Source organism: Streptomyces sp. NPDC044719 (genome assembly GCF_056433405.1).
This window is the reverse complement of record NZ_JBWKHE010000009.1, coordinates 152,675-178,692: the sequence shown is the minus strand read 5'-3', so window position 1 is coordinate 178,692 and position 26,018 is coordinate 152,675. Positions and strand designations below refer to the sequence as shown.

Below are 26,018 nucleotides of genomic sequence, written 5' to 3'. Positions count from 1 at the left end.
AGCACTGGTTGTCCTCTCGTCACGGGCCGAGAGTGGACGCATGACGACCACATTCATCACCGGAGCCAACAAGTCCCTCGGGTATGAGACCGCCCGCCGCTTGATCGAGGCCGGCCACACCGTCCTCATCGGCGCTCGTGATCCGGAGCGCGGCCGGGCAGCCGCCGAGACACTCGGGGCCCGTTTCGTCCAGATCGACGTGACGGACGACGCGTCGGTGGCCGCGGCCGCCGCCGATATCGAGGCTCGCGAGGGGAGCATCGACGTCCTGATCAACAACGCCGGCGTTTTCGGCACGCACAGCCCGGCCGACCAGATCACGGCCGCTGACGCCACCGAGGTGTTCGAGGTCAATGTCGTGGGGACCGTCCGGGTGACGCACGCGTTCCTGCCCCTGCTGCGCAAGTCCGCCAGCCCGGTCATCGTCAATGTCTCCAGCGGCATGGGGTCGTTCGCGGCCACCCACGACCCCGGGCGCGTCGAGTCGAGGAACCTCGCGCCGCTCTACACGGCGTCCAAGGCGGCGGTGACCATGCTGACCACGCAGTACGCGAAGTCCTGGCCGGACGTGAAAGTGAACGCGGCCGACCCGGGCTACACCGCGACCGACTTCAACGGGCACAGCGGCCCGCAGACGGTGACCGAGGGAACCGACGCGATCGTCGAACTCGCCACCATCGGGGCTGACGGACCGACCGGAACCTTCCGTGACCGTCACGGTGAGATGGCCTGGTGATCCACCCCTGAATTCCCGCCTGCCGGCGTCGCTCACGGGAGGAAGGGGAGCGGGGGAGTCCTCCGGTTTGTGCCGGTACCGATCCATCCAGTGATGTACGGACCTTGGCCGGCCGTCCATGACGGGACGCTACGCGCCGCCCCGCGCCGACGGATCGGACGCGGGGCGGGAAGCCGGACCCGGCCGGGGACCTGGGCCCCGGGTCGGGCCGGGCGGGGTCAGGCGTAGGGATCGAACGCGATGCCGGAGGGCTTGGCCGCGGCCAGGTGGTTGGCGAAGTTGGCGTCCTTCAGGCCGAAATTGGCGCTGCCGAAGTTGTACGCGGAGAGCTTGTCGCGCACACCCGCCGGATAGCCGTTCCAGCCGACCAGCGGCGGGTACTGCCAGGTGCCCTCGTGGTTCTCCGGCGGCTCGTCGTTGGAGTTGGCCAGGCGGAAGCAGTGCGTGCTGACGCCGTCCTTGTGATACACGATCTTCGCGTGCGTGCCGTCGAAGCGGACCGCGGACGCCGCGTGCACGTCGAACGAGCCGTGGGCGGACGTCGACACGTACTTGACCTGGTTGTCCTGCACGAACACCGCGACGTGCTCGAAGTCGTGCCGGTGGCCGCCGATGCTGCTCCCGGCGACGGCCTGGTCCTTCTCGAAGTAGAGGGCGTACAGGATGGCGCACCAGCCGTTGTTGCACTTGTAGCGCGAGTAGCCGTTGGTGTTGTCCAGGTCCGAGGCGTCGCGGCAGTCGCCGTTGAGGGCGCCGGTCGGGTTGAGCCCGCCGTTGACCGTGCCGTCCGCGCCGATGGCGGGCGTGGCATAACAGCCGTCGGTGTCGTAGTCGTAAGCGGGCTGGTACGTCTGCTCCAGCGACTCCGCGTTGGCGGGCAGCGCCCGTGGCGGCGCGGCGAAGGCCGTGGCGGGGAAGGCGAGGACGAGGGTGGCGGCACCGGCCAGGCCGGTGAGCCATCTCCTGCGGGGAGCGAACGGGCGTGACGACACTGCGTCCTCCTCTTGGGCGCAGCCCAACGGCTGTGGGGGAAAGGGAGGTTCAGCTTCCAGGCTGAACGCGTCCATGCCAAGAGGGACGAGGGATCCAAGGAGTGAATCACTGCCCAACGGCCGGAGTCCGGCGCCGTTTCAGACCAGGTCGTCCGGGATGTCGGCCGCCGCCTCCCCGGGCGCGAGATCCGGCCGGAGCCGCAGCCAGGACGGCTGCCGCAACAGGCCCTCCCGGGTGCGGGTGCTGTAGCGGACCTCGCCGACCAGCCGGGGGACGACCCAGTGCGCGCCCGGAGCGCGCGGGGCCGGGTCGAAGGGGCAGACGTCGCTCGCGGCGGCCCGCAGCAGCCCGGCGAGTTCCGTCCGTTCGGCCTCGCTCCAGCCGGTGCCCACGCTCCCCACGTAACGCAGCCGCCCGGCGGCACGCTGCCCGACCAGCACCGCACCCGGCAGTCCGGTGAGCCGCCCCTTGCCGGGCTGCCAGCCGCCGACCAGGACGTCCTCGGTGCGCATGTTGCGGATCTTGATCCAGGCACGGGAGCGCGTCCCCGGCTCGTACACCGAGTCCAGCCGTTTGCAGACCAGGCCCTCCAAGCCGTGCGCCCGGGTGGCGGCCAGGGCCTCCGCGCCGTGGCCGACCAACGCGGCCGGGGTCGACCAGGCGGGCCCGGCGAGCCCGAGCTCCTCCAGCGCCGAGCGGCGTCGCGCGTAGGGGAGCCGGATCAGCGAGTGGGTCTCCAGGTGCATCAGGTCGAACAGCACGAGGTGGACCGGCACCTCCGCCGCCCGCCGCGCCGCCCTGGCCGGCGCGTGGGCCAGGCCCATACGGGACTGGAGCAACTGAAAGTTCGCACGGCCCTGTTCGTCCAGGGCCAGGATCTCCCCGTCCAGTACGGCGGGCGTGGGCCCGAGGGCGGTGCCCAGGGGCCGCAGTTCGGGGTACGCGGCCGTGATGTCCTCCCCAGAGCGGGCCCGCAGCAGCACGCTGCCGTCCCCGGGGAGATAGGCCACCACGCGCTGGCCGTCCTGCTTGGTCTCATAGGCCCAGCGCGCGTCCTGCGCGGCGGGCGGCAGGGTGCCGGGCGTGGCGAGCATGGGCGGGATCAGCGGTAGGTCCACGGGTTGAGGTGTGGACGTACCGGGGTGCCGTCACGCGCGTTTTCCGGGTCTTTCGCCTGAACGGCGTCGATGCCCGAGGCCGGCGATGGACGGTATTGCTTGAGTTAGGCAAGTAGGGCGGTAGGGTGGACGTATGGCTACCTCGTCGCCGTACGGCACTCTCTGTGAGACGTCGAGGCTCGCGCGCGGGGACGGGCAGCGTGTGCTGGTCGTCGCGCGAGAGCCGGAGCTCGCGGAACTGCTGTCCACCACGCTGGAGTTGGCGGGATACCGGATCAGTCTGGTCGGCTCCGGGATGGAGGCGCTGGCGCAGGTCGAACGGCGGCGGTTCGATCTCGTCGTCCTCGACGGCGAGCTGCCCGACATGGCGGAGCTCGGCCGGCGCCGCCCCGCCGTGCTCACCCACCGTCCGCCGGCCCTCCTGCTGACGGTGTGCGACTCCCTGCCCGGTCTGCTGCCCGAACTCGGACCGGGGGAGACGGACTACGTCACCAAGCCCTTCCGCGTGGCCGAAGTCCTGGCCCGGATTCATGTCTTACTGCGTGCCTCGGTCCCCGGCCCGGGCCGTGCCGAGGAGCTGGGCTACGGCGATCTGGTCCTGGACGACGCCCGGTGCCGGGCGCGCCGCGGGGCGCGGGCGCTCGACCTGACCCCGGCGGAGTACCGCCTGCTGCGTCACCTCCTGGTCAACGCGCACCGGGTGCTCTCCAAGGAGCAGATCGGCAGGATCGTCTGGGGCGACCCGCGTGGCGGCAACGCGATCGAGCAGCTCGTCTCCCGGCTGCGCCGCAAGGTCGACCAGGACGCACCGGTGCTGATCCACACCCGCCGCGGCTTCGGCTACTGGCTCGGGCGCGCCGACCTCGAACCCTGACGCCCTGTGAGCCGGGTCACGTCAGCTTTCTGTCAGGTGACTGACGGGAGCGCGTCAGCCCCCTCTGTTTGCATGGGCTCACCGAGGCCTCGACAACGCGCTCCGCCCCCTACGGCCGAGGAGAAGCATGGCCGATACCCTCGCCGGCACGGCAGCGGTCCACGAGTACCCCATGGCCCGGGCCGCCGGCTGCCCCTTCGACCCGCCCCCGGACCTGACCGCCCGGCAGGACGAGGGCCGGCTCGTCAAGGTCCGCCTCTGGGACGGCAGTACGCCCTGGCTCGTGACCCGGTACGAGGACCAGCGCGCCCTGCTCCTCGACCCCCGGGTCAGCGCCGACATCACCCGGACCGGATACCCGCTCCAGGCCGCCGCCGCCGGCGGTGGTGAGAACAACGCCGGCTTCATCCTCATGGACAACCCGGAACACGCCCGGCTGCGCCGCATGGTGACCGCGCCGTTCGCGATCAAGCGCGTGGAGGCGATGCGGCCCGGCGTGCAGAAGATGGTGGACGACCTGACATGCTCGCCGGACCAGGGCCGGGGACACGGCCATTCAGGACCGGATGGCGGTCCACGGGCGGCTCATCGCCTACCTGGATGAGCTGATGGGCGAGAAAATGGCCCGTCCGGCCGACGACCTGCTCTCCGGACTCGTCGAGCGGGTCAGATCCGGGGAACTGTCCCGGCTCGGATCGGCCCGTATGGGCGTGCTCCTGCTCATCGCCGGGCGCGAGACCACCGCCAACATGCGCTCGGCACTCTGGCCCTGCTCGAACAACCGGGGCAGCTCGAGCGGCTGCGCGACACCGACGACCCCAAGCGGGTCGCCGCCGCCGTCGAGGAACTGCTGCGCTATCTCACCATCGTGCACAACGGCCGCCGCCGCGCCGCCCTCGAGGACATCGAGATCGGCGGACAGGTCATCCGGGCCGGTGAGGGCATGGTCATGCCCAACGACCTCGCCAACCGTGACCCCACCGCCTTTGCCGACCCAAACCGGCTGTCTGGCCGCCGCGATCCGGCTCATCGAGTGATTTACTTGAGTTACGCAACGAGATGGTAAAGTGGCTCCCATGTCCACTCCACCGCTCCCCGACGTCCCCTCCCCGGAAGTGATCGAGATCGAGCGTGCGCTCACCCGTATCACGTATCTGAGCACGCGCGCCCGCCAGCACGAGCGGCTGATGGCCCTGGCGGGCGTGCTGCTCGACCGGGCCGCCGTCGCACTGCTGCGGCAGGTCGCCGACTCCGAGCCGCTGCGGCCGGGGGAACTCGCCGCGCGGCTGGGTGTGGAGGCCTCACACGTCACGCGCACGGTGCAGCAGTTGCAGAAGTCCGGCCACGTCACCCGCGTCCCCGACCCCGACGACCGCCGCGCCCAGCGCATCGAGCTCACCGACGCCGGGCGGCAGGCCATCACCAAGATCCGTGAGGTCGGGGTCCGCGGCATGCAGCTCGCCCTGTCCGACTGGTCGCCCGAGGAGCTGCGGCAGCTCGCCGGCCTCTTCCACCGCATGGTCGACGACTTCCTGGCCTACGCCGCCGAGGAGGAGCCCGAGTCGCAGACCATCCAGGAGAGCAGCGCCTGATCCCCGCGCCCGCGGACGGCCGCGACGGCGTTCGCACGGGCCGGACCCGGTTCACCGTGCGGCCGGGTCGCGCGGATCCGCCGGCTCGGCGACCGCGGGACCCGGCGGGGCGGGCTCGCGCAGCCGGCACAACAGCAGCCGGCCCAGGGCGGGCAGCGCGATCAGCGGCAGCAGCGCCGTCCGCAGGGACGTGGCGTCGGCCAGGGCTCCGATCGCGGGAGCGGCGAGGCCGCCGACGCTCACGGTCAGGCCCAGCGTGACACCGCCGGCCGTGCCCACGCGCCGGGGCAGAAAGTCCTGGCCCAGAGTGATGTGCAGCGAGAACGGCACATACAGGCCCGCCGACGTCAGCGCAACGAACGGATACACCGCCGGTCCGGGCACCAGGACCAGCCCGGCCACGGCCAGGACCGTCAGGGCGTACGACCGGCGCACCACCGCCAGCCGCCCGTACCGCTCGGCCAGCCGGCCCCCGGCCAGCGTGCCCACCGCACCCCCGGCGTAGAGCACGAACAGCGCCACCGTACCGGCCGCCTCCCCACCGCCGGTGCGCTCCCGCACGTACAGCGAGACGAACGCGCTCAGGCCGACGAACACGGCCGAGCGGCACACCACCGCACCGGACATCCGCAGGAAGGACGCCCAGTCGTCCTCACCCGGGGCGACGCACGCGCCGCCGCCCTCGGCGCCGGACCCGGCGGAACGCACCGCCGCCGCGCACAGGGCCGCTCCCGCAAGGGCCGGGACGACCAGGAAAGGAGAGGCATCCAGCCCGCCCGTGGCCACCACGGCGAAGACCAGCAGGGGTGCCAGCGCGAAACCGGCGTTGCCGCCGAAGGAGAACCAGCTCATCCCCGTGTGCCGGCCGCGCGCGACGGCCCGCGCCACCCGGGCGGCCTCCGGATGGTAGGCGGCCACGCCGGCCCCCGACACGGCGACCACCGCCAGAGTCAGCGCATAGGAGCCGGTCACCCCGCTCAAGGCCACGCCGGCCCCGGCCGTCAGCGCGCTGAGCGGCAGCAGCCACGGCATCGCCCACCGGTCGGTGAGCACCCCGAACAGCGGCTGCACCAGCGACGACAACAGGGAGGCCGCCAGGACGACACCCGAAGCGGCGGCATAGGAGTAGGCGCGCTCGGCGACGAAGTACGGCACCAGAGCGGCCACGGCTCCCTGGTACACGTCCACGCAGGCGTGCCCCAGGGACATCAGAAGGACGGGTCGGTCGTGTTTCGAAGCAGTCACCTGGCGATCGTCGTCGGCGGCGCCCGTGGCTCGCTTCCGATAATCTGCCGGACTGTGCCGAACATCCGCCACACCCCCGAGGCGCCGACCCGTGCCCAGCGGCTGACCGCAGGGGACCGTATCGACGCGCACCGGCACGACGACCACCAGATCGTCTACGCGGGCTCCGGCGTCGTCGCCGTCACCACCGACTCCGGCACCTGGTTCGCGCCCGGCACGCGTGCCATCTGGGTGCCCGCCGGCACCGTGCACGCCCACCGCGCCCACGGCCGCCTCGACCTGCACCTGGTCGGCCTGCCCGCCGACGACAACCCCCTCGCCCTGGACCACCCCGCCGTCCTCGCCGTCAGCCCGCTGCTGCGTGAGCTGATCCTCGCCTACACCCGCGACCCCGGCGACGACAGCCCCGAGCGCCGCCGGCTGCGCGACGTCCTGCGCGACCAGCTGCGCCACTCGCCGCAGCAGCCGCTGCGCCTGCCCACGCCCGCCGATCCGCGGCTGGCCGCCGTCTGCGCCCTCGTGCACGCCGACCCCGCCGACCCGCGCACCCTGGCCGCCCTCGGTGCCGCGACCGGGGTGGGGGAGCGCACCCTCAGCCGGCTCTTCCGCGGCGAGTTCGGCATGACCTTCCCGCAGTGGCGCACGCAGTCGCGGCTCTACCACGCCCTGCGGATGCTCGCCGACGGCCTGCCCGTGACGACCGTCGCCCACCGCTGCGGCTGGTCCTCCGCCAGCGCGTTCATCGACGTCTTCCGCCGCTCGTTCGGCTACACCCCGGGCGCGCACAACCGCCGCACCTGACCTGGTGAACCCCCCGGTCCGCCCGCCCCTTTACCGCCCGGTAATATCGCGCGGCAGGCCATCAGAGGAGGAACCGTGTCCCGGTCCGAACGCTCGCCCCTGCTGCTCGCCGGCCTGCTGGCCGCCGCGGGGGTCGCCCACTTCGCCGCCCCACGCTCGTTCGACGCGACCATTCCGCGCGGCCTGCCGGGCACGCCCAGGACCTGGACCTACGCCAGCGGCGCCGCCGAGCTGGCGCTGGCCGCGGGCCTGGCGGCGCCGCGCACCCGCAAGGCGGCCGCGCTGGCCACGGCGGCCTTCTTCGTCGGGGTGTTCCCCGCCAATGTGAAGATGGCCGCCGACTGGCGCCACCGCCCCACGCCCCAGAAGGCCGCCGCCTTCGGACGCCTGCCGCTGCAGGTGCCCCTCGTGCTCTGGGCCCGCGGCGTCGCACGGAACGCGGAGGGCCGCTCGTGAGCGCGCGCGTGGAGGCCGGGGACAAGGTCGAGGACTTCGAGCTGCCCGACGAGACCGGCACCGTCCGCACCCTGTCCGGGCTGCTCACCGAGGGACCGGTCGTGCTCTTCTTCTACCCGGCCGCCCTGACCCCCGGCTGCACCGCCCAGGCCTGCCACTTCCGCGACCTCGCCGCCGAGTTCGCCGCCGCCGGCGCACGCCCCGTCGGCATCAGCGGGGACACCGTCGAACGCCAGCAGGAGTTCGCCGGACAGCACGCCCTCGGCATGCCCCTGCTGTCCGACGCCGACGGCACGGTCCGCGAGCGGTTCGGCGTGAAGCGCGGCTTCTCCCTGGCACCCACCAAACGGACCACGTTCGTCATCGCGCAGGACCACACCGTCCTCGACGTCGTCCGCAGCGAGCTGCGCATGAACGCCCACGCCGACCGGGCGCTCGCCGCCCTGCGCGCTCACCGGAGCTGACACCGTCACGAAAGCACCGCCGCGGTTGATAGCGGGCGGCAAAGGGATGATCCTGGACGAATGGAGGACGCCTCCGCTGCTGCGATCATCGACGCGCGCGGCATTGTGACGGGGTGGAGCGAGGGTGCCCGGCGGCTGACCGGCTATCCGGCCGAAGAGGCCGTGGGCCGGGCCGGACGGGAACTGCTCGCCGAGGACGTACCGCCCGAGGCGGTGTCCGCGCGGTCGGGCACCGTCATGGTGCGGCACCGCGAGGGCTATCTGGTCGGGCTCCGTGTCAGCGGGTGTGCCGTGACCGGCCCGGGCGGGGAGTCCGGCGGATTCGTGATCACCGCCGAGCCGCCCGGCGGGGAGGAGACGTCCCTGGCCGGGCAGGCGTTCCAGCAGGCGTCCATGTCGATGTCCGTGTTCGACATCGGCCAGCGGTACATGCGGCTCAACGACGCGGCCTGCCACGTCATGGGCGTGTCCGAGGAGACCCTGCTGGGCCGGCACTTCCCGGAGACCGTGGCGGAAGCGGAGCACAGCCAGGGCTTCAACTGGCACCTCCGGCACGTCATCGAGACGGGCCGCCCGCTCCGCTACGAGAGCTACACCGGCGCCCCGGCCCTGAACCGCGAGCACGCCTGGGTCACCGAGATGTGGCCGGTCCGCGACCCCTCCGGCGAACTCCTCGGCACCGCACTCGCCGCCTTCGACAGCACCGAGCAGTACTGGGCCCGGCAGCGGCTGGCCCTGCTGAACGAGGCGGCGGCCACCATCGGCACCACCCTGGACGTGGTGCGCACGGCTGAGGAACTGATCGAGGTCGTGGTACCCCGGTTCGCCGACTTCGCCAGCGTGGATCTGTTCGACTGGGTCCTCGGCGCCGAGGAGTCGCCGACCGTGCCCACCGACGACATCGCGCTGCGCCGCGTCGCTCACGGCTCCCACACCGAAGGCACCCCGGAAGCCGCCGTCCGCCTGGGAGAAGTGGACGTCTACCCCGCCTTCTCACCCATCGCCCGGGCGATGCGGGAAGGCCGCGCGATCCTCAGCCAGGCAGGGGAGCCGTCCTTCATGCGCTGGGTCGCCGAGCGCAACACGCGCGCCCCGCAAGGACGCCCCTACCGCAAGGGCGTCCATTCGATGATGGCGGTGCCGCTGCGGGCCCGCGGCACCACCCTCGGCGTCGCCGTGGCCGTGCGCATCAAGCAGCCAGACGACTACGCCGCCGACGACGCGGTCTTCGCCGAGGAACTCGCCAGCCGGGCCGCGGTCTGCGTCGACAACGCCCGTCGCTTCGCCCGGGAGCGCACCACCGCGCTGGCCCTCCAGCACAGCCTGCTGCCGAGGGGGCTGCCCGGCCAGGCCGCCGTCCAGGTGGCCCACCGCTATCTGCCCTCCGGCTCGGCGGCCGGTATCGGCGGCGACTGGTTCGACGTCATCCCGCTGTCCGGCAGCCGGGTCGCGCTGGTCGTCGGGGACGTCGTGGGCCACGGCATCCCCTCCTCGGCGACCATGGGCCGGCTGGTCACGGCCGTACGCACCCTCGCCGACGTGGACCTGCCGCCCGACGAGCTCCTCACCCACCTGGACGACCTGGTCACCCATCTGGCGTCGGACGACCAGGGCGACGAGGTCGCCGAACTCGGCGCGACCTGCCTCTACGCCGTCTACGACCCCGTCACACGCCGCCTGAACCTGGCCGCCGCCGGGCACCCCGCGCCCGCCCTGGTGCTGCCCGACGGATCCGCCCGGCTGATCCCCATGAGCGCGGGGCCCCCGCTGGGCGTCGGAGGGCTGCCGTTCGAGGCGACGGAGCTCCAACTGCCCGAGGGCTCCGTCGTCGCCCTCTACACCGACGGACTCATCGAGGACCGCGACCGCGACATCGACCACGCCACCGACGAGCTGTGCCGCGCCCTGACCGTGCCCGCCGACTCGCTCGACGCCCTCTGCGACACCGTGCTGAAGGCCGTACTGCCCGAGGAGCCCAGCGACGACGTGGCGCTGCTGCTGGCCCGCACCCGGGCGCTGGGCGCGGACCGGGTCGCCACCTGGGACGTCACCGGGGACCCCGCTGAGGTGGCCGCCACCCGGCAGGCCGCTACCGACCAGCTCACCGCGTGGGGGCTGGACGAGACGGCCTTCGTCACCGAACTGGTCGTCAGCGAACTGGTCACCAACGCCATCCGGTACGGCGCCCCGCCCATCCAGCTGCGCCTGATCCGCGACCAGAACCTCATCTGCGAGGTGTCCGACGGCAGTTCGACCTCGCCGCACCTGCGGCGGGCCCACCAGGACGACGAGGGCGGGCGCGGACTGCTGCTGGTCGCCCAGCTCACTCAGCGCTGGGGCAGCCGGCAGACCACCAGGGGCAAGACCATCTGGTGCGAGCAGCCGCTCACCCCGCTGTTCTGACCACGCCCCGGAACGTCATTCCCCGGCCGCGTCCGAGGCCACCTGGGCGAGGGTGCGGCCGGACCTGGCCGAACGCGCCCGGCGCGGATCGGGTGCCCCCTGCGTACGAGCGCCCCCGGTCCGCTTCACGAGCAGCCAGGCCTCCTCGCCCCCGTCCGAACCATCCCGGAACCGGGTGAGGGCGTATTCGCCGTGCAGCTTCGACCCGCTCAGCCGGAACGTGGCGTGCCCGCGCTCCAGCGACTTGGCGAAGTCCACGGGCCTGCCCCCGCGGTCATGGCTCAGCGGCTCGTACGTGCCGTGGTCCCAGACGATCACGGTGCCGCCCCCGTACTCGCCGTGCGGGATCACGCCCTCGAACTCCTCGTACTCCAGCGGATGGTCCTCCGTGGGCACGGCCAGCCGCTTGTCCTTCGGGTCCGCCGAGGGGCCCTTGGGGATCGACCAGGACTTCAGCACATCGTCCACCTGCAACCGGAAGTCGAAGTGCATCGTGCTCGCGTCATGGATCTGCACCACGAACCGGGGCCGGTCCCCGGAGGCCGCCCCGCGCCCCCGGGGCTCGCCGGTCCGGCCGAAGTCGCGCTTGCCGCGGTAGTCCCGCAGCCGGTCCCGATCGGCCACGAGCCGCTCCTTCCTGCCTGGGGACCCCGGGTACCCGTCAGAACTCCTCGTGCACCTCGGGGTCCCCGCCGACGCGCCGGTGCGCCCGGTCGGCGACGGTCCGCAGCTCGTCCTCGCTCAGCTCGAAGGCGAAGACGTCGAGGTTCGCGCGCTGCCGCTCGGGGTTCGCCGACTTCGGGATGGGCACCGCGCCGAGCTGTGTGTGCCAGCGCAGGACCACCTGCCCGGCCGACACCCCGTGCGCCTCGGCGATCCGCGCCACGGCCGGGTCCCGCAGCAGGGGCGTGCCCCGGCCCAGCGGGCTCCAGCTCTCGGTGACGATGCCCTTGCCCGCGTGGAAGGCGCGCAGCTCGTCCTGCGGCAGGAAGGGGTGCAGCTCGATCTGGTTCACGGAAGGCAGGACACCGGTCTCCTTCTCCAGTCGCTCGATGTGCGCGGCCGTGAAGTTGGAGACGCCGATCGAGCGGACGAGCCCCTCCTCGCGCAGCTTGATCATGGCCCTCCAGGCGTCGACGTACCGGTCCACGCGAGGCAGCGGCCAGTGGATCAGGTACAGGTCGACGTACTCCAGGCCGAGGCGGGCCCGGGACTCCTCGAACGAGGCGAGCGTCTCCTCGTAGCCGTGGTGCCGGCCGGGGAGCTTCGTCGTCACGACGATCTCCTCGCGCGGCACCACGCCGGAGGCCACACCGCGGCCCACCCCGGTCTCGTTGCGGTAGTTCGTCGCCGTGTCGATCAGGCGGTAGCCCGCCTCCAGGGCCGAGAGCACCGCCTGCTGCGCCTCGTCGTCGCCCAGTGGCCAGGTGCCGAGGCCCAGGGCGGGGAGCGTCGTACCGTCGTTGAGTGTGTGCGTCGGGATGCTGATCACTGCCGGACCTTCCCGTTGACTGCTGACCGTGTCGTCCCTCCAGCGTCACGGATAGGGTGGGCGATGATCAACCGGACAGGTGGGGGATGGGGACGGCGGACGGTATGGACAGCGCCGAGAAGAAGCCGGTGACGGGATCGGGACGTCCCACCTCGCGGGACGTGGCCCGGCTCGCCGGCGTGTCGCACACGGCGGTGTCCTTCGTGTTCAACGGCCGGGCCGACGGCAACCTCTCGCCCGCCACCCAGGAACGCATCCGGCAGGCCGCGACCCAGCTCGGCTACCGGCCCGACCCCGTCGCCCGCGGCCTGCGCCGCAGCCGTACGGCCGTGATCGGCCTGGTCACCGACGAGATCGCCTCCTCGCCCTTCGCCGGACGGCTGCTGCGCGGCGCCATGGACACCGCCTGGGCCGGCGAGCACCTGGTCCTCACCGTCGACTCCGGCGGCGACCCGGCCAAGGAGGACGCGGCCGTCGCCGAGCTCCTCGACCGGCGCGTCGACGGCATCATCTACGCGGCCATGTCCCTGCGCCGCGTCCGCGTCCCCGAGGGACTGCACCGCACCCACTCCGTGCTGGCCAACTGTCTGCCCGAGGACGACTCGCTGCCCGCCGTCATCCCCGCCGAGCGCGCGGGCGGCCGTACGGCGGCCCGGCTGCTGCTGGAGCAGGGGCACCGGCGGGTCGCGCTCGTCGGCGGGCAGGACGACATCGCCTCGGTGGAGCGGCTGCGCGGCTTCCGCGACGCGCTGCGCGCCGAGGGCATCACCGTGCCCAGGGGATGGGTCGTGCGGACCGGCGGCGAGATCTCCGGTGGGTACGAAGGCACCGTCCGTCTCCTCGAGGGGGCCCCGGCCGACCGGCGGCCCACCGGGATCTTCAGTTACAACGACCGGGTCGCGGCGGGCGTCCTGCACGCCGCGACCCGGCTCGGGATCTCCGTGCCCGGCGAGTTGTCGGTGGTGGGCTACGACGACCAGGAGCACATGGCCGCCTACCTCGCACCGCCCCTCACCACCGTCGCGCTGCCCCACCGGGCGATGGGGGAGGCCGCGGCCGGGCTCCTCCTCGAAGCCATCGCCACCGGACGCACGCCGCCCGCCACCGTGCGGCGCCTGGCCTGCCCGGTGATCAGTCGCGCCTCGGTGGGACCAGCTCCCATCCGGTGACGGCCGCGCCGGACGTCACGCTCAACTCCCCCACGTCGTCCGGACGTCGGTAGATCCGCTCGGTGACCATGGCCCGGTCGCCGACGAACAGCTCGTACAGCGAGCCGTCGACGAGGACGCGCACCGTGAGCTCCTCGTACGGCGGCACATGGACGACGATCGGCCCGGCCGCCTCGGCCTCCTCGCGGGGCCAGTCCCCCCGGTCGAGTGTCACGGCGCCCTCTTCAGGGTCGAGAGAGACCGTGAGCCCGGCTCCTGAGGCCGAGCGCAGGAGGGTCACGGTGGTGCGGTCGCGGGCGCTGACGGTCAGGTCGTAGGCCGCCGGGAGCGCGGTCCGGCCGGGGGTGGTGACGAACGGCTCCGCGGCGTGCAGCCGGCGCAGCTCCGGGGCCGGGGCCACCCGCAGCGCCCCGTCGGGATGGACGTCGACGACGCGGGGAGCGGTCAGGACACCTGCCCAGTCGCTCCCGCCCTGCTCGCGGGCCTCCCACGACCAGCCCCACATCAGGGCCCGGCCCTGCTCCTGGAGCACCGCGGGCGCGTAGAAGTCACGGCCGTGGTCGAGCCGGCCGCCCGTCCGCACGGTGAAGCGCAGGTCCGCGTCCAGACGGCCCGTCAGATATCCGGTGGTCCAGGGGTGGCCGTCCCACAACGACACCACCAGCACCCACTCGCCGCCCCGCGCCGCGTACAGCTGCGGGCACTCCCAGCCGGTCGCCCGGTCGCCGAACGCCGCCGCGGCGGCCGGGTCCCGGCCGTCCAGGAGCACACCGGCGAAGCGCCAGTCGGCCAGGTCGTCGCAGTCGTAGAGCAGGACCGACGGCGTGCCGTCGGCGTGCCCCGCGCCGACCAGCGCCAGGCGCCTCCCGTCGTGGCGGAAGACGAACGGGTCGCGGAACATCACCACGTCCAGCCCCTCGGGCGGGCCCGTCACCACCGGAGTGGGCAGGGGAGCCCACTCGGTCAGCGTCTCGTCGTCCGGGTCCGCCGCCCGGGCCAGGCAGATCGTGCCGAGGCCGGTGTGGTTCCGGTCGACACCGGTGTAGACGGCCGTCGGCACGCCGTCGTCGTCGACCACACACCCCGACCAGCAACCCGCCTCGTCCGGGCCCCCCGGTGTCGGGGTGAGCGCGATCGGGTGGTGTTCCCAGTGCACGAGGTCCGGGCTGGAGGCGTGCCCCCAGTGGACGTTCGCGTGCACCGGGGCGTCCGGGTTGTGCTGGTAGAAGAGGTGGTGGCGGCCACGCCAGCGGAAGGGCCCGTTGGGGTCGTTCATCCAGTTGGCGGGCGGGCGGACCCGGTAGCGCGGGGCGTTCGGGTCCTGCGGGGGAGCGGTGAGGCTCAACGGTTGACTCCTGCGGAGGTGATGCCCTCGCGCAGAGGGCGCTGGCCGACGACGAACACGGCGACGGCGGGAATCATGGAGAGGACGACACCGGCGAGCACGACGGAGATCGAGCCGGTGCCGAGATTGCCCTGGAGGGAGACCAGACCCAGCGGCAAGGTGTAGTTCTGCCCCGAGGTCTCGAGGATCAGCGGCCGGAAGAACTCGTTCCAGTGGTAGTTGAAGGCCAGCACGCCGACGATCGCGAGGCCGGGCGCGGCCAGCGGGGCGTACACGGAGCGGAAGGTCCGCCAGGGCCCGGCGCCGTCCAGCATGGCCGCCTCGCCCAGGTCCTTGGGCATGCCCAGGAAGTACTGGCGCATCAGGAACGTGCCGAAGGCGGTCGGGAAGGCCGGGATGATCAATCCCAGCAGGGTGTCGGTCAGGCTCATCGACTTCAGCACCAGGAACACCGGCACGATGGTGACCTGCAACGGCACCATCATCGTCGCCAGGACCAGGCCGAACAGCGGCTTCTTGAAGCGGAACTCCAGCCGTGCGAAGGCGTATCCGGCAAGGCCCGCCGTGATCATCTGGCCGACCGCGATCAGCCCGGTGACCAGGGTGGAGTTCAGCGCCAGCAGCCAGACGTCGATCTGGTCGAACACGCCCCGGTACGCCTCGGTGGACGGGTTCGTCGGGACGAGCTGCGGCGGTAGGTCGAACGCCTCGGCAGGGGTGCGCAGCGAGGTGGAGACCGTCCACACCACCGGGCCGAGGGTGAGCAGCGCGCATACGGCCAGACCGGCGATCCGCGCCCAGGGCGCCAGCCGGTACCGCACACGGCCAAAGGACAGGGTTGCTTGGCTCATGAGAGGACTCACCCGGCTCACTGGTAGTGGACGAAACGCCGGCTGAGCCGGAACTGGAGGGCCGTGACCGCCATGATCAGCACGAACAGCAGCACACCCACCGCGGACGCCTCACCGAAGCGCAGCTGCTCGAAGGCCGTCTCGTAGATCACCATCACGACCGTGCGGGTGGAGTCGCCGGGACCGCCGTTGGTGAGGACGTAGGGCTGTTCGAAGACCTGCAGCGCGTTGATGATGCCGACGACCGAGGCGACCAGCAGCGTCGGTGACAGCAGCGGCAGGGTGACGGTGAGGTGCTTGCGCAGGCCGGTCGCGCCGTCCAGGGCGGCGGCCTCGTGGATCTCCTTCGGGATGTTGTTCAGGCCGCCGATGAACAGCAGGAACGAGAAGCCGAACTGCTGCCAGACATAGACCAGGACCACGGTCGCCATCGCCGCGTTCTCCGACGTCAACCACGGTACGGGCGCGATCCCGACGAAGCCGAGCAGCCAGTTGACCACCCCGAAGTCCTGGTTGAACAGGTACTTCATCACGACCGAGATCGACGCGGCGGACAGCACGAGCGGGAAGAAGAACGCTGAGCGGAACACCGACCGCAGCCACACCGGCATCCGGCCGTTGAGGGTCAGGGCGAGCGCCAGCGCGATCAGCAGTTGCAGTGCCACCGCGAACACCATGAACACCAGCGTGTTGCGGAAGGACACCAGGACGGTCTCGTCGCCGAACACCTCACCGTAGTTGGAGAGCCCGGCGTAGGACGGCGAGTCGATGACATTCCAGTGGAACAGGCTCAGGACCACCGAGCCGAGGATCGGGACGACCGTGAAGACGACGATGCCCACGATCGTCGGCGTCAGGAACAGCGTGGCCAGCAGCCGGGTGCCGCGGTCACGGGCCGAGGGGCCCTTCGGCGCGGGGGCAGGCGGGGCCGCGGGTCGCTCGGCCCGTGCGGGCGGTGTCTGGGTGTTCGTCACGCGTCACGCTCCATGGCCTTCTCCAGATCGCCCTGCATCCGGCGCAGCGCGGGACGCACCGAGCGCGGGGAGGCCAGGGCCGTACCTGTGTGCTTAAGCAGTACCTGCTCGACCTCCGCGACCTGCGGCGGCGCCGGGATCGGGCCGGTGTCGGGGAACCGGTCGAGGGTGTCGTAGAAGACCGGCCAGTGGGCCGGACCCGTCTTCTCGTAACGGGCGGCGGTCAGCAGCGAGCGGCGGGCCGGGGTCGTCTGGTTCGTGGCGAACAGCCGCTCGAGGGTGTCCTTGCGGGCCGCGTACTTGATGAACTCCCATGCCTCGTCCTGCATCTTCGAGGTGCGCAGCAGCGCGTAGCCCGCCGCGCCGTACTGCATGCGCTGGGTGCGCCAGCGCGGGAAGTACTGCACGTCGAACCCGTCCCGCCGCATGCCCGCCAGATGCAGGCCGCCCGCCCAGAAGCCGCCCGCCGGTGTGACACCGACCCGGCCGGTGGAGAACACACCGATCAGGTTCTGGCCGTTGCCGCCCTCGGGGCGGGTGCACAGGCCCTCCTGGATGAGGGAGGCGAGATAGTCGTAGACCTCCTCCACCCGGTCGTGGGTGGCCTGCGGCGTCGTCCAGCGGAAGCCGCCCCCGCGGCCCCTGCGCCGGCCCGCCGGATAGAAGCCGTCCCAGAGCCACTGCCCGCCGGGCGCCTTGGACTCGGTGAGCAGGTTGGTGTCGTTCGCGAACAGCCAGGGCACCACGCCGCCCCAGAGCCGGTTGGTCCAGAAGTAGGGCGTGAAGCGGCGCCCGCCGGACTCCTTCATGTCCCGCAGGAGCCTGGTGAAGTCGTCGCGGGTCCAGTCGGCCGGCGGGAAATCCGCCCCCGCCCGGCGCAGCACCTGCCGGTTGAAGTACATGTCGGCCGCGTTGAACTCCACCGGCAGCTGGTAGAGGCTGCCTTCGTACATCATCGACTCCACCAGTGACGGGTGGACGTCGGCGAAGTACTCCTTCAGCTCGGCCGCGTCCCGCCGCACCCACTTGTCCAGGGCCACGCCGAGCCGCTGCGCGAACAACTGCACGCCCTCGGTGGCGACGTAGACGAGGTCGGGGGCGGTGCCGGCCGCGACCTGGGTGAGGATCTTCGCGAAGAAGTCCGACCAGTCGACGGCCTGCACCGCGTTGATCCGGAGCTTGATGTCGGGGTGCAGCTCGCGGAAGCCCTCCTGAAGGGTGCGGATGGCCTCCGGCCCGTAGGCGGGGCCCAGCGTGGCGACGACCAGGGAGCCGTCGTCCCGGCCGGGGATGTCGGCTCCGGTGAGCCGGTCCCAGCTCGCGGCGGTGCCGGCCAGGGCGGCGGCCCCCGCGCCATAGGCGCCGTACCGCATCAGAGCGCGGCGGGTGAGGTGCGAGTCGGTCATCTGTGGGGCCTAACTCGTGTTAGACGAGGGTTGATGCCCCAGATGATGTGAGGACCGAACCGACCTGTCAAGGCGTGTGACCGCTTGACCTTTAACGAGTTAGGTCCGAGAGTCCTGGTCCCATGAGCCGCCGTTTCCGACGAGAGGAACGAGTGTGATGAGCGGGATCACCAGGAGAGCGCTGTTCGCCGGCTCGGCCATGGGCACGGCCGGCGCGTTACTGCCCGCCGCGGCGGGCCCGGCCGCAGCCAGGCCGAGGGCGGCCCGTGCGAGCTACCGCGCCGCCTATCACTTCACCGTCCCCGAACAGTGGAAGAACGACCCGCAGCGCCCGGTCTGGATCGACGGCGCGTACCACTACTACTACCTCCACAACGCCGACTACCTCTCCGGTGAGGTCGGCACCGCCTGGCGTCTGGCCACCAGCACCGACCTGGTCTCCTTCACGGACCGGGGGATCGCCGTGCCCAAGGACATCAACCCCAACGGCGACGTCTGGTCGGGCTCGGCGGTGGTCGACACGGAGAACACCGCGGGCTTCGGGGCGGGCGCGGTCGTCGTCCTGGCCACGATGTCGCCGCACGACGGCCCGAGCGACCAGGCGCAGTACCTGTACTACTCCACCGACGGCGGCCGTTCGTTCACCCCGCACGGCACCGACCCGGTGCTGCCCAACCCCGGTGTGCGCGACTTCCGCGACCCGAAGGTGATCCGCGACGAGGAGCGCGGGCGGTGGGTGATGACCCTCGCCGAGAACGACAAGGTGGGCTTCTACCACTCCGCCGACCTCAAGTCCTGGACGTACGTCAGCGGTTTCGTCAGGGGCGGCATCGGAGTGCTGGAGTGCCCCGACCTGTTCCGCATCCGTGCCGGGGACGGCACCGTGAAGTGGGTGCTCGGCGTGAGCGCCAACGGCAAGGCCGCCGGGCTGCCGAACACGTACGCGTACTGGACGGGCTCCTTCGACGGCAGCGCGTTCACCGCCGACGCCACCGAGCCGCAGTGGCTCGACCAGGGCTGGGACTGGTACGGAGCCGTCACCTTCGACCAGCGCGGCGCCGACGGCACGCCCGACGAGGAGACCCGCTGTGCGATCGGCTGGCTGAACAACTGGGACTACGCCCACATCACGCCCACCATCGACAGCGACGGCTTCAACGGCACCGACTCGATCGTCCGCGAGATCACGCTGAAGCGCGCCGCCGACGGCACCTTCCACCTGGTGTCCCGGCCGGTCGCCGCGCTCGACCGGTACGTCTCCCGCACGGTGCGGCTCGGCGACCTGGCGGTCGACGGCACCCGCGTCCTCGACTACCGGGGCACCGCCTACGAACTGACCTGTGAGATCACCTGGGAGCAGCTCACAGGCGCGGGAGTGCAGTTGCGGCGCTCCCCGGACGGCGTCCGGCACATCGACGCCGGAGTCCACCGCGACTACGCCTACCTCAACCGCCGCCCCTCCGTCTCCCCGGACATGTCGGGCAGATGGCAGGAGAGCCACAGCCCCTTCGACCCGGCCCGGCGGGCGGTGAAGCTGCGGATCCTGGTCGACCGTACGTCCGTGGAGATGTTCGTGGACGACGGCCGGTACGTGCACTCCTCGGCGGCCTTCCCCTATCTGGTCGACACGGGGCTCGCGCTCTTCACGATCGACGGGAAGGCGGTGTTCCGGAACACGGTGGTCCGGGAGTTCAGGGTGTGAGGGGCGCCGACGCGGTGTCGCCCCGGGCGGAGATCACTGTCACGATCTTCGGGACGGCAGACACTCGCCCACGACCAGCGGAGCGCTCATGACGACGGACGGCCCGATCACGGACGAGGCGGCGCGGGAGGCCGGGGTGGAGGTGAGGCCGGTCGCCGGGCACATCGGCGCCGAGATCAGCGGCGTCGACCTGGCGGCGGACCTCGACGACGCCGTGATCGCCGCGATCAGGGCGGCGGTGCTGCGATGGAAGGTGGTGTTCTTCCGGGGACAGCGGCTGGACCACACCGGGCATGTGGCGTTCGCGCGCCGGTTCGGCGACATCGTGGTGCTGCCCCGGCGCGGCAAGGCCTCGCCGCCCGGCTTCCCCGAGATCGAGACGACCGCCGACCGGCTGGAACTGGGCGGGCGGTTCGGCATGGAGCACGACGAGTGGCTGCGGCGGCGCCGGCACACCCTGCTGCGCGGCTGGCACTGCGACCACGGCGCCCGCGTCGACCCGCCCGCCGCGACGATCCTGCGCGCCGAGACCGTACCGCCCTACGGCGGCGACACCACCTGGTCGAACCTGGCGGCGGCGTACGCCGGACTCTCCGCGCCGCTGCGGGAGTTCGTCGACGGGCTGCGGGCCGAGCACCGGCTCGGCGTCGGCTACCAGCCCCGGCCCGGTGATGACGCGTACGTCCGGCACCTGCTGGACCGCCAGGTCGCCTCGCTGCACCCGCTGGTGCGTGTCCACCCGGAGACGGGGGAACGCATCCTCTACGTCAACGGCTACTACGTCGAGCAGATCGCCGGCCTCTCCCGGCCCGAGAGCGGCGCGATCCTGGACCTTCTGCTGGAGCAGGCGGTCCGGCCCGAGTACACGGTGCGGTTCCGCTGGGAGCCGGGCAGCGTGGCGTTCTGGGACAACCGCGCCACCATGCACCTGGCCCCCGGCGACACCGCGCACCTCGACCATCCGCGGATCATGCACCGGGTGATGCTCGCGGGGGGCGTGCCCGTCGGGGTGGACGGCAAGCCGTCCGAGGTGATCACCGGCAGTGAGCCGGGCCGTTGGTGAACTCAGCCGCCCGCCCGCCACCCCAGCGCCGGCCCGAGCTTCGTCGCCATGTCGGTGAGGATCTGCAGATAGTCCTCGTGCTCGAAGGTGAAGGGCAGTGCGAACGCCACCTCGTCCACCTCCCGGAACGCGGCGTGCGCGTGCAGCCGCTCGGCGATCTGCGTGGAGGTGCCCACCAGGTCCGGCGCGAACAGCAGTCGCGCGGGGCCCTGTGGTTCGGACGTACGGGGGGTGCGCTCGGCGGCGTACTCCTCGTACCGGGCGCGCTGTGCGGGCGAGGCCGAGTCCGTCGGGATGACCACGAGGCCCTGCGAGACCCGGGCGGCCTCGCCGTCGGGGTGGGCGGCGCGGAAGGCGCGGATGTGGGAGAGCTGGATCTCCCCGAAGTCGTAGGGGCCGTAGGGGTCTTCGGCCTTGACGACGCTGCTGGTGAGGAGGTTCATGCCGTGCTCGCCCGCCCACCGGGCCGAGCGCAGGCTGCCGCCGCCGTACCACATGCGGCGGCCCAGGCCGGGGGAGTGCGGCTGCACCCGCTGCGAGAAGACCTCGAAGCCTTCCCGCCCGCTGAAGTCCGTCGCCGGCTTGCCCCGGACGAAGTCCAGCAGCCGTTCCACTCGCCCGTAGCCGAAGTCCTCGGTGTCGGCCGTGTCCGGGTAGAGCGCGCCCTTGACCTGGTCGTAGTGCATCGGCGGGCCCACGCTGACGCCCGGGTTGAGGCGGCCGCCGGACAGCAGGTCGACGGTGGCCAGGTCCTCGGCCAGCCGCAGGGGATTCTCCCAGCCGAGCGGGATGACCGCCGTGCCGAGTTCGATGCGGCGGGTGCGCTGGGAGGCCGCGGACAGGACCGCGACGGGCGAGGAGATGCCGTACTGGAGATGGCGGTGGCGTACCCACGCGCTGTCGAAGCCGAGCCGCTCGCCCAGCTCGATGATCTCCAGCGTCGTCTCGTGGCCACGGCGTGGATCCGCCTCGTCGAACAGCCCGATGGTCAGGAAACCCAGCTTGCGCAGCGGTCGTGAGGTCGGTGGCACGGACCCTCCATCATTGAACGTTCAATGGCTACGCCTGTGCCAACCCCGCCACCGTCCGCCCTGTTCCCGCCGCACCGGGTCAGCGCAGCGGGATCGTCACCTCGTCCTCGATCGGCGGGGCGAGTTCCTGGGCGCGGTCGCCGGTGGCCGCGTGGCAGCGCAGGCGTACCGAGTCCGGGGAGACGTCCAGGCGCAGGAAGCACTTGAAGAACGGCGGGCTGTAGGTCGCCGAGCTCGGTGAGAACAGCGACGTGTAGATCTTCCGTACGGGCAGCCGGAACCGTTTGGCCTTGTCGGGCCGGCGACCGGTGCCGAGCAGCCCGGCGACCAGGCGGACGCGCCGGGTGACACGGGTCGAGGTGGCCGGCGAGCGGGCGGGCCGGATGCCGAGGCGCTCGGCGATCACGGCCGTCGCCTCGGCCTCGGTGAGTGTGAAGAAGCGGCGCATGCGCAGCCGGCGGCCGTACAGCCGGCTGTAGAAGGCGAGGGAGTCACCGCGCAGCGGATAGCAGCGGAAGTCCTGCTCGGTGACGTTCGCGACGGAGACGCGGGGGATGGTGTGGGTGGCGTGCATGAACGCCCCGCCACCGCCCGCGACCACGTACTGGAGGGTGCGTCCGTCGTCCAGCCGGACCGGGTAGCGCTGGTAGTTGTGGATGTCGCCGCCGATCGCCGCCACGTAGTGGTGCGCGGGGTCGCGGACGATGCCGTCGACCGTGCCGCCTCCCTCGATGGCACACGGTTCGTGCCTGCCGTCCACGTACAGGGGCGAGCCGGTGACCAGGATCTTCGGGCGGGGACCCTGGGAGACCTCGCGCAACCAGGCGCCCTGCTCGGCGTCGAGGGTGCCCAGCAGACCCGTGTCGATGCCGATGATCCGCACCGGTCCGGCGTCGATCGCCCAGTACGGGCCCGGCTGAACCGCCTGCTGAGCGGGGGAGGAGCGCAACTTGCGGGCCTCGGCCAGGTGCTGCCCGTCGTCCGGGCGCGGCCTGTGCCACAGCAGGGACCGCAGCCAGGCCCGGGTGAGGGGGCGCGGCCGGGGCTCGGGCGGCAGCGGCGGGGCGTCGTCGCAGAAGACGCGCATGAAGCCGCCGAGGTCCTCGTACCAGTCGTGGTTGCCGGGTATCGCGTAGATGGGCGCCTGGTAGTCCTGGTACGGGCGGAAGAACTTGGTGTCGTAGTCGTCCGCGCTGCCCACCGGGTAGATCACGTCACTGGCCAGTACGGCGAAGCTGGTGTCCTGACCGGTCTTCAGAAAGCCCGGCACGACGGCGTACTGGGGGTCGTCGCCCTCGCCGGTGTCGCCGATGACGAGGAAGGAGAACCGGTCCGGCTCCTCGCGCCGGATCACCTTGTCGGCCGGTGCGCCCGTCGCCTCGCGCTGTGCCACCCACCGGCCGCGGATCCGGCCGGTGGGGTCGCCGAACCAGGAGGCCAGCACGCCGTTGCGGGCGGCCCACAGCGTCTTCGGGTTCAGCCAGGAGATCTTCTCGACCCGCGGCGGCATCAACTGCTGGTACGCGCCGCGTTCGGTGCTGTTCCAGCCGGCGCCTTCGGCGGTATCGCGTGAGGAGTCAGACACCGGTGCACCGTAACAATCGATCTAGAAGCCGTCCGCGGCGGGTGCCTCACCGCTTACGGGCGGGCCACCCCGCTGTGGGTCGCGAACTGCTGGGCGAAGCCGCGGAGTTGGGCACCGAGTCCTTCGCGGAGGTGCCCGGGTGCGATACGGAGGGCCGTTCGCCCAGCACCAGCAGCGGATCGAACATCACCACGACCCCGGCCAGCAGGAGGAAGACGACCGGTCCGATCAGCATCGGCAGCAGCAGTGACATGGGCGAGTCGCCGGCCCATGTCCCGCCCGCCGTGTCGTGCACATGGACGCTGACGGCGGCCATGCCCGTGTAGTGCATCCCGGACACCGCCACACCCATCACGAGGCTCGCCCCGAGGCTCATCAGCAGGCTGCGGATCGTGACGGCCGACCACAGCGCGGCGGTCGCCGCGGCGATGGCGATCAGCACGGACAGCGCGACACCGAGTGGGTCGTAGCCGACGTCGCCGTTCAGCCGCATCGCCGCCATACCCAGATAGTGCATGGTCGCGACGCCCAGTCCCGTGACGGTACCCGCGACCGCCAGGACCGGGAGGCCCGTGCCGCGGTAGCCGACGATGAACACGCCGATGCCCACCACGACAACGGCCACGACGAGACTGAGCACCGTCGTGGCCGCGTCGTAGCGGATCCGGGTCTCCTCCACGTGGAAGCCGATCATGGCGATGAAGTGCATCGTCCAGATGCCGCACCCGATGGAGGCGGCGCCTAACGCCAGCCAACCGGGTTTCCAGGATCGCTCGTTGAGCAGCGAGCGCACGATGCACCGCAGCCCCAGTGCCCCTCCCAGACAAGCCATCAAATAGGCCGCAACCGGGGTCACCGCACCGTAGCGGAACCCGTCGACCGTGCCGTCCATGAGCCAACTCCCCCCAGAGTCCTGGCTGGTGTGGAGGCAAGGTTTACGTGCCGTGGACACGTGAAAGCAAGCCCTTACCGTCGGTAGATCGACAACTTACTTTCATCGACAGTCGACTTCGGTCAGAATGTGCGCTTCAGGAGGTCGAGCAGAGCCGCCCAGTGCCGCTCGTCGCCCTCCTGGTGGTACGACGCCGTGTCGGCCTGCGTGAAGCCGTGGGGCGCGCCCGGATACACCTCGCAGCGGTGGCGGACGCCCGCCGCCGTCAGGGCCTCCTCCAGGCGCTCGATCTGCTCCGGCGGCAGCGAGGGGTCCTGGTCGGCGTGGCCGAAGTACAGCTCGGCGGTGATCCTGCCGGCCACCAGGTGCGGGCTGTCCGGTGTGTCCGTCGCCAGCCGCCCGCCGTGGAAGCCGGCCGCGGCCGCGACCCGCTCCGGGTAGGTGCCGGCGGTGAGCAGCGAGAGGCGGGCCCCCATGCAGTAGCCGGTCAGCGCGACCGGGCCGTCGGCCACGGCGGGAGACTCGGCCAGCCAGCCGAGATAGGCGGCGGCGTCCCGCATCGCGACGTCAGGCGTCAGGGCCTGCATGACCGGCATGATGCGCTCGAATATCTCCGGACGCGCCCCCGGATCGATGAACTCGGGCAGCTCGAACACAGGGGCGCGACCGTGCCGGTAGAACACGTTCGGCACCAGCACCGTGTAGCCCTGGCCGGCCAGCCGGTCGGCCATGGAGCGCAGCCGCGGACGCAGGCCGAAGGCGTCCATGTAGAGCAGGACCGCCGGATGGGCGGCCCCGTCGTCGGGACGGGCCAGATACGCGTCCGCGGTGCCGTCCTCGGTGCGGATGTCGACAGCGGTTCCCTGTACGGCGGTCATGGCTGGGCTGCCTCTCTGCGGGGTGTCGGAGCTGCGGGGTCCCGGACCCGAGAGGTGTCGGACCCGCGGGATCCCGGCCGGGGACCCGTCCGCGTGACCGGGCGGATCACGGGCATCGTGACACGCGCTTTCCCGGGGCATTTCACCCACCCCCCGCACACGGTTCAACCGTGAACGGCCTTTGGCGTGCCCTTTACTCGAACCGTGTGGTGTCTCCCGCGCCGTGCCGCACGATCTCCGCCTCGCCGCCGGAGAAGTCGATGACCGTCGTCGGCTCGGTGCCGCAGTCGCCGGAGTCGACCACCGCGTCCAGGACGTGGTCGAGCTCGTCCTTGATCTCCCAGCCCTGCGTCATCGGCTCCTCCTCGCCGGGCAGCAGCAGCGTGCTGGACAGCAACGGCTCACCGAGCTCGGCGAGCAGGGCCTGGGTGACGACGTGGTCCGGGATCCGGACGCCGACCGTCTTCTTCTTGGGGTGCTGCAGCATGCGCGGCACCTCCTTCGTCGCCGGAAGGATGAACGTGTAACTGCCGGGCGTCGAGGCCTTGATCGCGCGGAACACGTCCTTGTCGACCCGCACGAACTGGCCGAGCTGCGCGAAGTCCTGGCACACGAGGGTGAAGTGGTGCCGGTCGTCCAGCTTGCGGATCGACCGGATCCGGTCGATGCCGTCCCGGCTGCCCAGGCGGCAGCCCAGTGCGTAACAGGAGTCCGTGGGGTAGGCGACAAGAGCGTCCGCGCGGATGCTGTCGGCGATCTGGCCGATGGTGCGCGGCTGGGGGTTGTCGGGGTGCACGTCGTAGTACTTCGCCATCTGCCGAGCTTATGCCGCCCGAGCGGGCCGGTGGCGCAGGGTGGGGTTTCGGCCCGGGATGAGTGCGTGGCACACGTGAGGTAACGTCCCCGACCGGTGCGCCGGAGGCGGTGCGAGGAGCGAGGGGAAGGCCG

At 71.8% G+C, this 26,018-nt stretch carries 26 protein-coding genes; 12 read left to right on the top strand and 14 right to left on the bottom strand.

The genetic code is table 11. The features are described 5' to 3' along the window. The first annotated feature begins 40 nt into the window (after positions 1-40). Positions 41-736, top strand: a complete 696-nt coding sequence (locus AC07DF_RS32745; RefSeq protein ID WP_478979650.1) for an SDR family NAD(P)-dependent oxidoreductase — start codon at positions 41-43, stop codon at positions 734-736. 218 nt (positions 737-954) lie between these two features. Here AC07DF_RS32745 and AC07DF_RS32740 read toward each other — a convergent pair whose 3' ends face one another. Further along, positions 955-1,728 (bottom strand): NPP1 family protein, encoded by a 774-nt coding sequence (locus tag AC07DF_RS32740; RefSeq protein WP_478979648.1) that lies wholly within the window; start codon positions 1,726-1,728, stop codon positions 955-957. A 138-nt stretch (positions 1,729-1,866) separates the two neighbouring features. Then, positions 1,867-2,847, bottom strand: a complete 981-nt coding sequence (ligD, locus tag AC07DF_RS32735) for a non-homologous end-joining DNA ligase (RefSeq protein WP_478979646.1) — start codon at positions 2,845-2,847, stop codon at positions 1,867-1,869. Between the two features lie 133 nt (positions 2,848-2,980). On the opposite strand from ligD, the gene AC07DF_RS32730 reads away from it, so the two are divergent. The 4 genes from AC07DF_RS32730 to AC07DF_RS32715 all read left to right on the top strand — a co-directional run bounded on the left by AC07DF_RS32730 (position 2,981) and on the right by AC07DF_RS32715 (position 5,313). Further along, the gene (locus AC07DF_RS32730; protein WP_478979644.1) at positions 2,981-3,721 is read left to right on the top strand and encodes a response regulator transcription factor; all 741 of its coding nucleotides are present in this window, start codon (positions 2,981-2,983) and stop codon (positions 3,719-3,721) included. 127 nt (positions 3,722-3,848) lie between these two features. Next, positions 3,849-4,325: a hypothetical protein gene (locus AC07DF_RS32725; RefSeq protein ID WP_478979642.1), complete on the top strand. Its 477-nt coding sequence runs from the start codon at positions 3,849-3,851 to the stop codon at positions 4,323-4,325. A gap of 264 nt (positions 4,326-4,589) precedes the next feature. Continuing rightward, on the top strand, positions 4,590-4,787 hold the full coding sequence (locus tag AC07DF_RS32720; RefSeq protein ID WP_478979640.1) for a hypothetical protein: 198 nt from the start codon (positions 4,590-4,592) through the stop codon (positions 4,785-4,787). A 10-nt stretch (positions 4,788-4,797) separates the two neighbouring features. Next, entirely contained in the window at positions 4,798-5,313 is a 516-nt protein-coding gene (locus AC07DF_RS32715; RefSeq protein WP_478979638.1) for a MarR family winged helix-turn-helix transcriptional regulator, read from the top strand. 51 nt (positions 5,314-5,364) lie between these two features. Here AC07DF_RS32715 and AC07DF_RS32710 read toward each other — a convergent pair whose 3' ends face one another. Beyond that, a complete protein-coding gene (locus tag AC07DF_RS32710; RefSeq protein ID WP_478980200.1) occupies positions 5,365-6,522 on the bottom strand; it encodes an MFS transporter in 1,158 nt (385 codons plus the stop codon). A gap of 90 nt (positions 6,523-6,612) precedes the next feature. Here AC07DF_RS32710 and AC07DF_RS32705 point away from each other — a divergent pair, with 90 nt between their 5' ends. From AC07DF_RS32705 to AC07DF_RS32690, 4 genes are all read left to right on the top strand, one after another. Further along, positions 6,613-7,359 carry an AraC family transcriptional regulator gene (locus tag AC07DF_RS32705; RefSeq protein ID WP_478979636.1) on the top strand — a complete coding sequence of 249 codons (747 nt, stop codon included), beginning with the start codon at positions 6,613-6,615 and terminating at the stop codon, positions 7,357-7,359. A 75-nt stretch (positions 7,360-7,434) separates the two neighbouring features. Continuing rightward, complete coding sequence (locus AC07DF_RS32700) at positions 7,435-7,815, top strand: DoxX family protein (protein ID WP_189729852.1); 381 nt, start codon at positions 7,435-7,437, stop codon at positions 7,813-7,815. Then, positions 7,812-8,279, top strand: a complete 468-nt coding sequence (locus AC07DF_RS32695; protein ID WP_478979633.1) for a peroxiredoxin — start codon at positions 7,812-7,814, stop codon at positions 8,277-8,279. The genes AC07DF_RS32700 and AC07DF_RS32695 overlap by 4 nt, the downstream gene beginning before the upstream one ends. A gap of 60 nt (positions 8,280-8,339) precedes the next feature. Then, positions 8,340-10,682 (top strand): ATP-binding SpoIIE family protein phosphatase, encoded by a 2,343-nt coding sequence (locus tag AC07DF_RS32690; protein ID WP_478979631.1) that lies wholly within the window; start codon positions 8,340-8,342, stop codon positions 10,680-10,682. Positions 10,683-10,697: 15 nt separating this feature from the next. Here AC07DF_RS32690 and AC07DF_RS32685 read toward each other — a convergent pair whose 3' ends face one another. Both AC07DF_RS32685 and AC07DF_RS32680 read right to left on the bottom strand, forming a co-directional pair. After that, positions 10,698-11,306: a DNA polymerase ligase N-terminal domain-containing protein gene (locus tag AC07DF_RS32685; RefSeq protein WP_478979628.1), complete on the bottom strand. Its 609-nt coding sequence runs from the start codon at positions 11,304-11,306 to the stop codon at positions 10,698-10,700. A gap of 37 nt (positions 11,307-11,343) precedes the next feature. Continuing rightward, positions 11,344-12,174 (bottom strand): aldo/keto reductase, encoded by an 831-nt coding sequence (locus tag AC07DF_RS32680; protein WP_478979626.1) that lies wholly within the window; start codon positions 12,172-12,174, stop codon positions 11,344-11,346. 104 nt (positions 12,175-12,278) lie between these two features. Here AC07DF_RS32680 and AC07DF_RS32675 point away from each other — a divergent pair, with 104 nt between their 5' ends. Further along, entirely contained in the window at positions 12,279-13,343 is a 1,065-nt protein-coding gene (locus tag AC07DF_RS32675) for a LacI family DNA-binding transcriptional regulator (protein WP_478980197.1), read from the top strand. Here the strand turns inward: AC07DF_RS32675 and AC07DF_RS32670 are convergent. From AC07DF_RS32670 to AC07DF_RS32655, 4 genes are read right to left on the bottom strand one after another with little or no spacing between them, the layout of a single operon-like run. Continuing rightward, complete coding sequence (locus AC07DF_RS32670; protein WP_478979624.1) at positions 13,306-14,688, bottom strand: glycoside hydrolase family 32 protein; 1,383 nt, start codon at positions 14,686-14,688, stop codon at positions 13,306-13,308. The two genes, AC07DF_RS32675 and AC07DF_RS32670, sit on opposite strands and share 38 nt — an antisense overlap. Continuing rightward, entirely contained in the window at positions 14,685-15,539 is an 855-nt protein-coding gene (locus AC07DF_RS32665) for a carbohydrate ABC transporter permease (protein WP_478979622.1), read from the bottom strand. The genes AC07DF_RS32670 and AC07DF_RS32665 overlap by 4 nt, the downstream gene beginning before the upstream one ends. Before the next feature lie 17 nt (positions 15,540-15,556). Beyond that, positions 15,557-16,513 (bottom strand): carbohydrate ABC transporter permease, encoded by a 957-nt coding sequence (locus tag AC07DF_RS32660; RefSeq protein WP_478979620.1) that lies wholly within the window; start codon positions 16,511-16,513, stop codon positions 15,557-15,559. Beyond that, positions 16,510-17,919 (bottom strand): extracellular solute-binding protein, encoded by a 1,410-nt coding sequence (locus tag AC07DF_RS32655; protein WP_478979618.1) that lies wholly within the window; start codon positions 17,917-17,919, stop codon positions 16,510-16,512. The genes AC07DF_RS32660 and AC07DF_RS32655 overlap by 4 nt, the downstream gene beginning before the upstream one ends. A 157-nt stretch (positions 17,920-18,076) precedes the next feature. Between AC07DF_RS32655 and AC07DF_RS32650 the strand changes: the two genes are divergently transcribed. Together AC07DF_RS32650 and AC07DF_RS32645 are read left to right on the top strand one after the other, a co-directional pair. Then, on the top strand, positions 18,077-19,621 hold the full coding sequence (locus AC07DF_RS32650; RefSeq protein WP_478979615.1) for a glycoside hydrolase family 32 protein: 1,545 nt from the start codon (positions 18,077-18,079) through the stop codon (positions 19,619-19,621). An 88-nt stretch (positions 19,622-19,709) separates the two neighbouring features. Then, positions 19,710-20,684 carry a TauD/TfdA dioxygenase family protein gene (locus AC07DF_RS32645; RefSeq protein ID WP_478979613.1) on the top strand — a complete coding sequence of 325 codons (975 nt, stop codon included), beginning with the start codon at positions 19,710-19,712 and terminating at the stop codon, positions 20,682-20,684. A 2-nt stretch (positions 20,685-20,686) separates the two neighbouring features. Here the strand turns inward: AC07DF_RS32645 and AC07DF_RS32640 are convergent, their stop codons facing one another. The 5 genes from AC07DF_RS32640 to AC07DF_RS32620 form a co-directional block, all read right to left on the bottom strand. After that, complete coding sequence (locus tag AC07DF_RS32640; RefSeq protein WP_478979611.1) at positions 20,687-21,715, bottom strand: LLM class flavin-dependent oxidoreductase; 1,029 nt, start codon at positions 21,713-21,715, stop codon at positions 20,687-20,689. Positions 21,716-21,794: 79 nt separating this feature from the next. Next, positions 21,795-23,300: a metallophosphoesterase family protein gene (locus tag AC07DF_RS32635; protein ID WP_478979609.1), complete on the bottom strand. Its 1,506-nt coding sequence runs from the start codon at positions 23,298-23,300 to the stop codon at positions 21,795-21,797. A 46-nt stretch (positions 23,301-23,346) separates the two neighbouring features. Then, positions 23,347-24,192 carry an MHYT domain-containing protein gene (locus AC07DF_RS32630; RefSeq protein ID WP_478979607.1) on the bottom strand — a complete coding sequence of 282 codons (846 nt, stop codon included), beginning with the start codon at positions 24,190-24,192 and terminating at the stop codon, positions 23,347-23,349. A gap of 122 nt (positions 24,193-24,314) precedes the next feature. Further along, positions 24,315-25,070: a dienelactone hydrolase family protein gene (locus tag AC07DF_RS32625; RefSeq protein WP_478979605.1), complete on the bottom strand. Its 756-nt coding sequence runs from the start codon at positions 25,068-25,070 to the stop codon at positions 24,315-24,317. Positions 25,071-25,263: 193 nt separating this feature from the next. Then, positions 25,264-25,884 carry an L-threonylcarbamoyladenylate synthase gene (locus tag AC07DF_RS32620; protein WP_382488613.1) on the bottom strand — a complete coding sequence of 207 codons (621 nt, stop codon included), beginning with the start codon at positions 25,882-25,884 and terminating at the stop codon, positions 25,264-25,266. Positions 25,885-26,018: the final 134 nt, after the last annotated feature.

What these genes read in the sequence shown, in the direction of transcription:
- AC07DF_RS32710 (WP_478980200.1), bottom strand. Translation starts at nt 6,522, where the DNA reads ATGTCCCTGGGGCACGCCTGCGTGGACGTGTACCAGGGAGCCGTGGCC.
- AC07DF_RS32730 (WP_478979644.1), top strand. Translation starts at nt 2,981, where the DNA reads ATGGCTACCTCGTCGCCGTACGGCACTCTCTGTGAGACGTCGAGGCTC.
- AC07DF_RS32665 (WP_478979622.1), bottom strand. Translation starts at nt 15,539, where the DNA reads ATGAGCCAAGCAACCCTGTCCTTTGGCCGTGTGCGGTACCGGCTGGCG.
- AC07DF_RS32690 (WP_478979631.1), top strand. Translation starts at nt 8,340, where the DNA reads ATGGAGGACGCCTCCGCTGCTGCGATCATCGACGCGCGCGGCATTGTG.
- AC07DF_RS32715 (WP_478979638.1), top strand. Translation starts at nt 4,798, where the DNA reads ATGTCCACTCCACCGCTCCCCGACGTCCCCTCCCCGGAAGTGATCGAG.
- AC07DF_RS32645 (WP_478979613.1), top strand. Translation starts at nt 19,710, where the DNA reads ATGACGACGGACGGCCCGATCACGGACGAGGCGGCGCGGGAGGCCGGG.
- AC07DF_RS32745 (WP_478979650.1), top strand. Translation starts at nt 41, where the DNA reads ATGACGACCACATTCATCACCGGAGCCAACAAGTCCCTCGGGTATGAG.
- AC07DF_RS32620 (WP_382488613.1), bottom strand. Translation starts at nt 25,884, where the DNA reads ATGGCGAAGTACTACGACGTGCACCCCGACAACCCCCAGCCGCGCACC.
- AC07DF_RS32655 (WP_478979618.1), bottom strand. Translation starts at nt 17,919, where the DNA reads ATGACCGACTCGCACCTCACCCGCCGCGCTCTGATGCGGTACGGCGCC.
- AC07DF_RS32725 (WP_478979642.1), top strand. Translation starts at nt 3,849, where the DNA reads ATGGCCGATACCCTCGCCGGCACGGCAGCGGTCCACGAGTACCCCATG.
- AC07DF_RS32625 (WP_478979605.1), bottom strand. Translation starts at nt 25,070, where the DNA reads ATGACCGCCGTACAGGGAACCGCTGTCGACATCCGCACCGAGGACGGC.
- AC07DF_RS32650 (WP_478979615.1), top strand. Translation starts at nt 18,077, where the DNA reads ATGAGCGGGATCACCAGGAGAGCGCTGTTCGCCGGCTCGGCCATGGGC.
- AC07DF_RS32675 (WP_478980197.1), top strand. Translation starts at nt 12,279, where the DNA reads ATGGACAGCGCCGAGAAGAAGCCGGTGACGGGATCGGGACGTCCCACC.
- AC07DF_RS32630 (WP_478979607.1), bottom strand. Translation starts at nt 24,192, where the DNA reads ATGGACGGCACGGTCGACGGGTTCCGCTACGGTGCGGTGACCCCGGTT.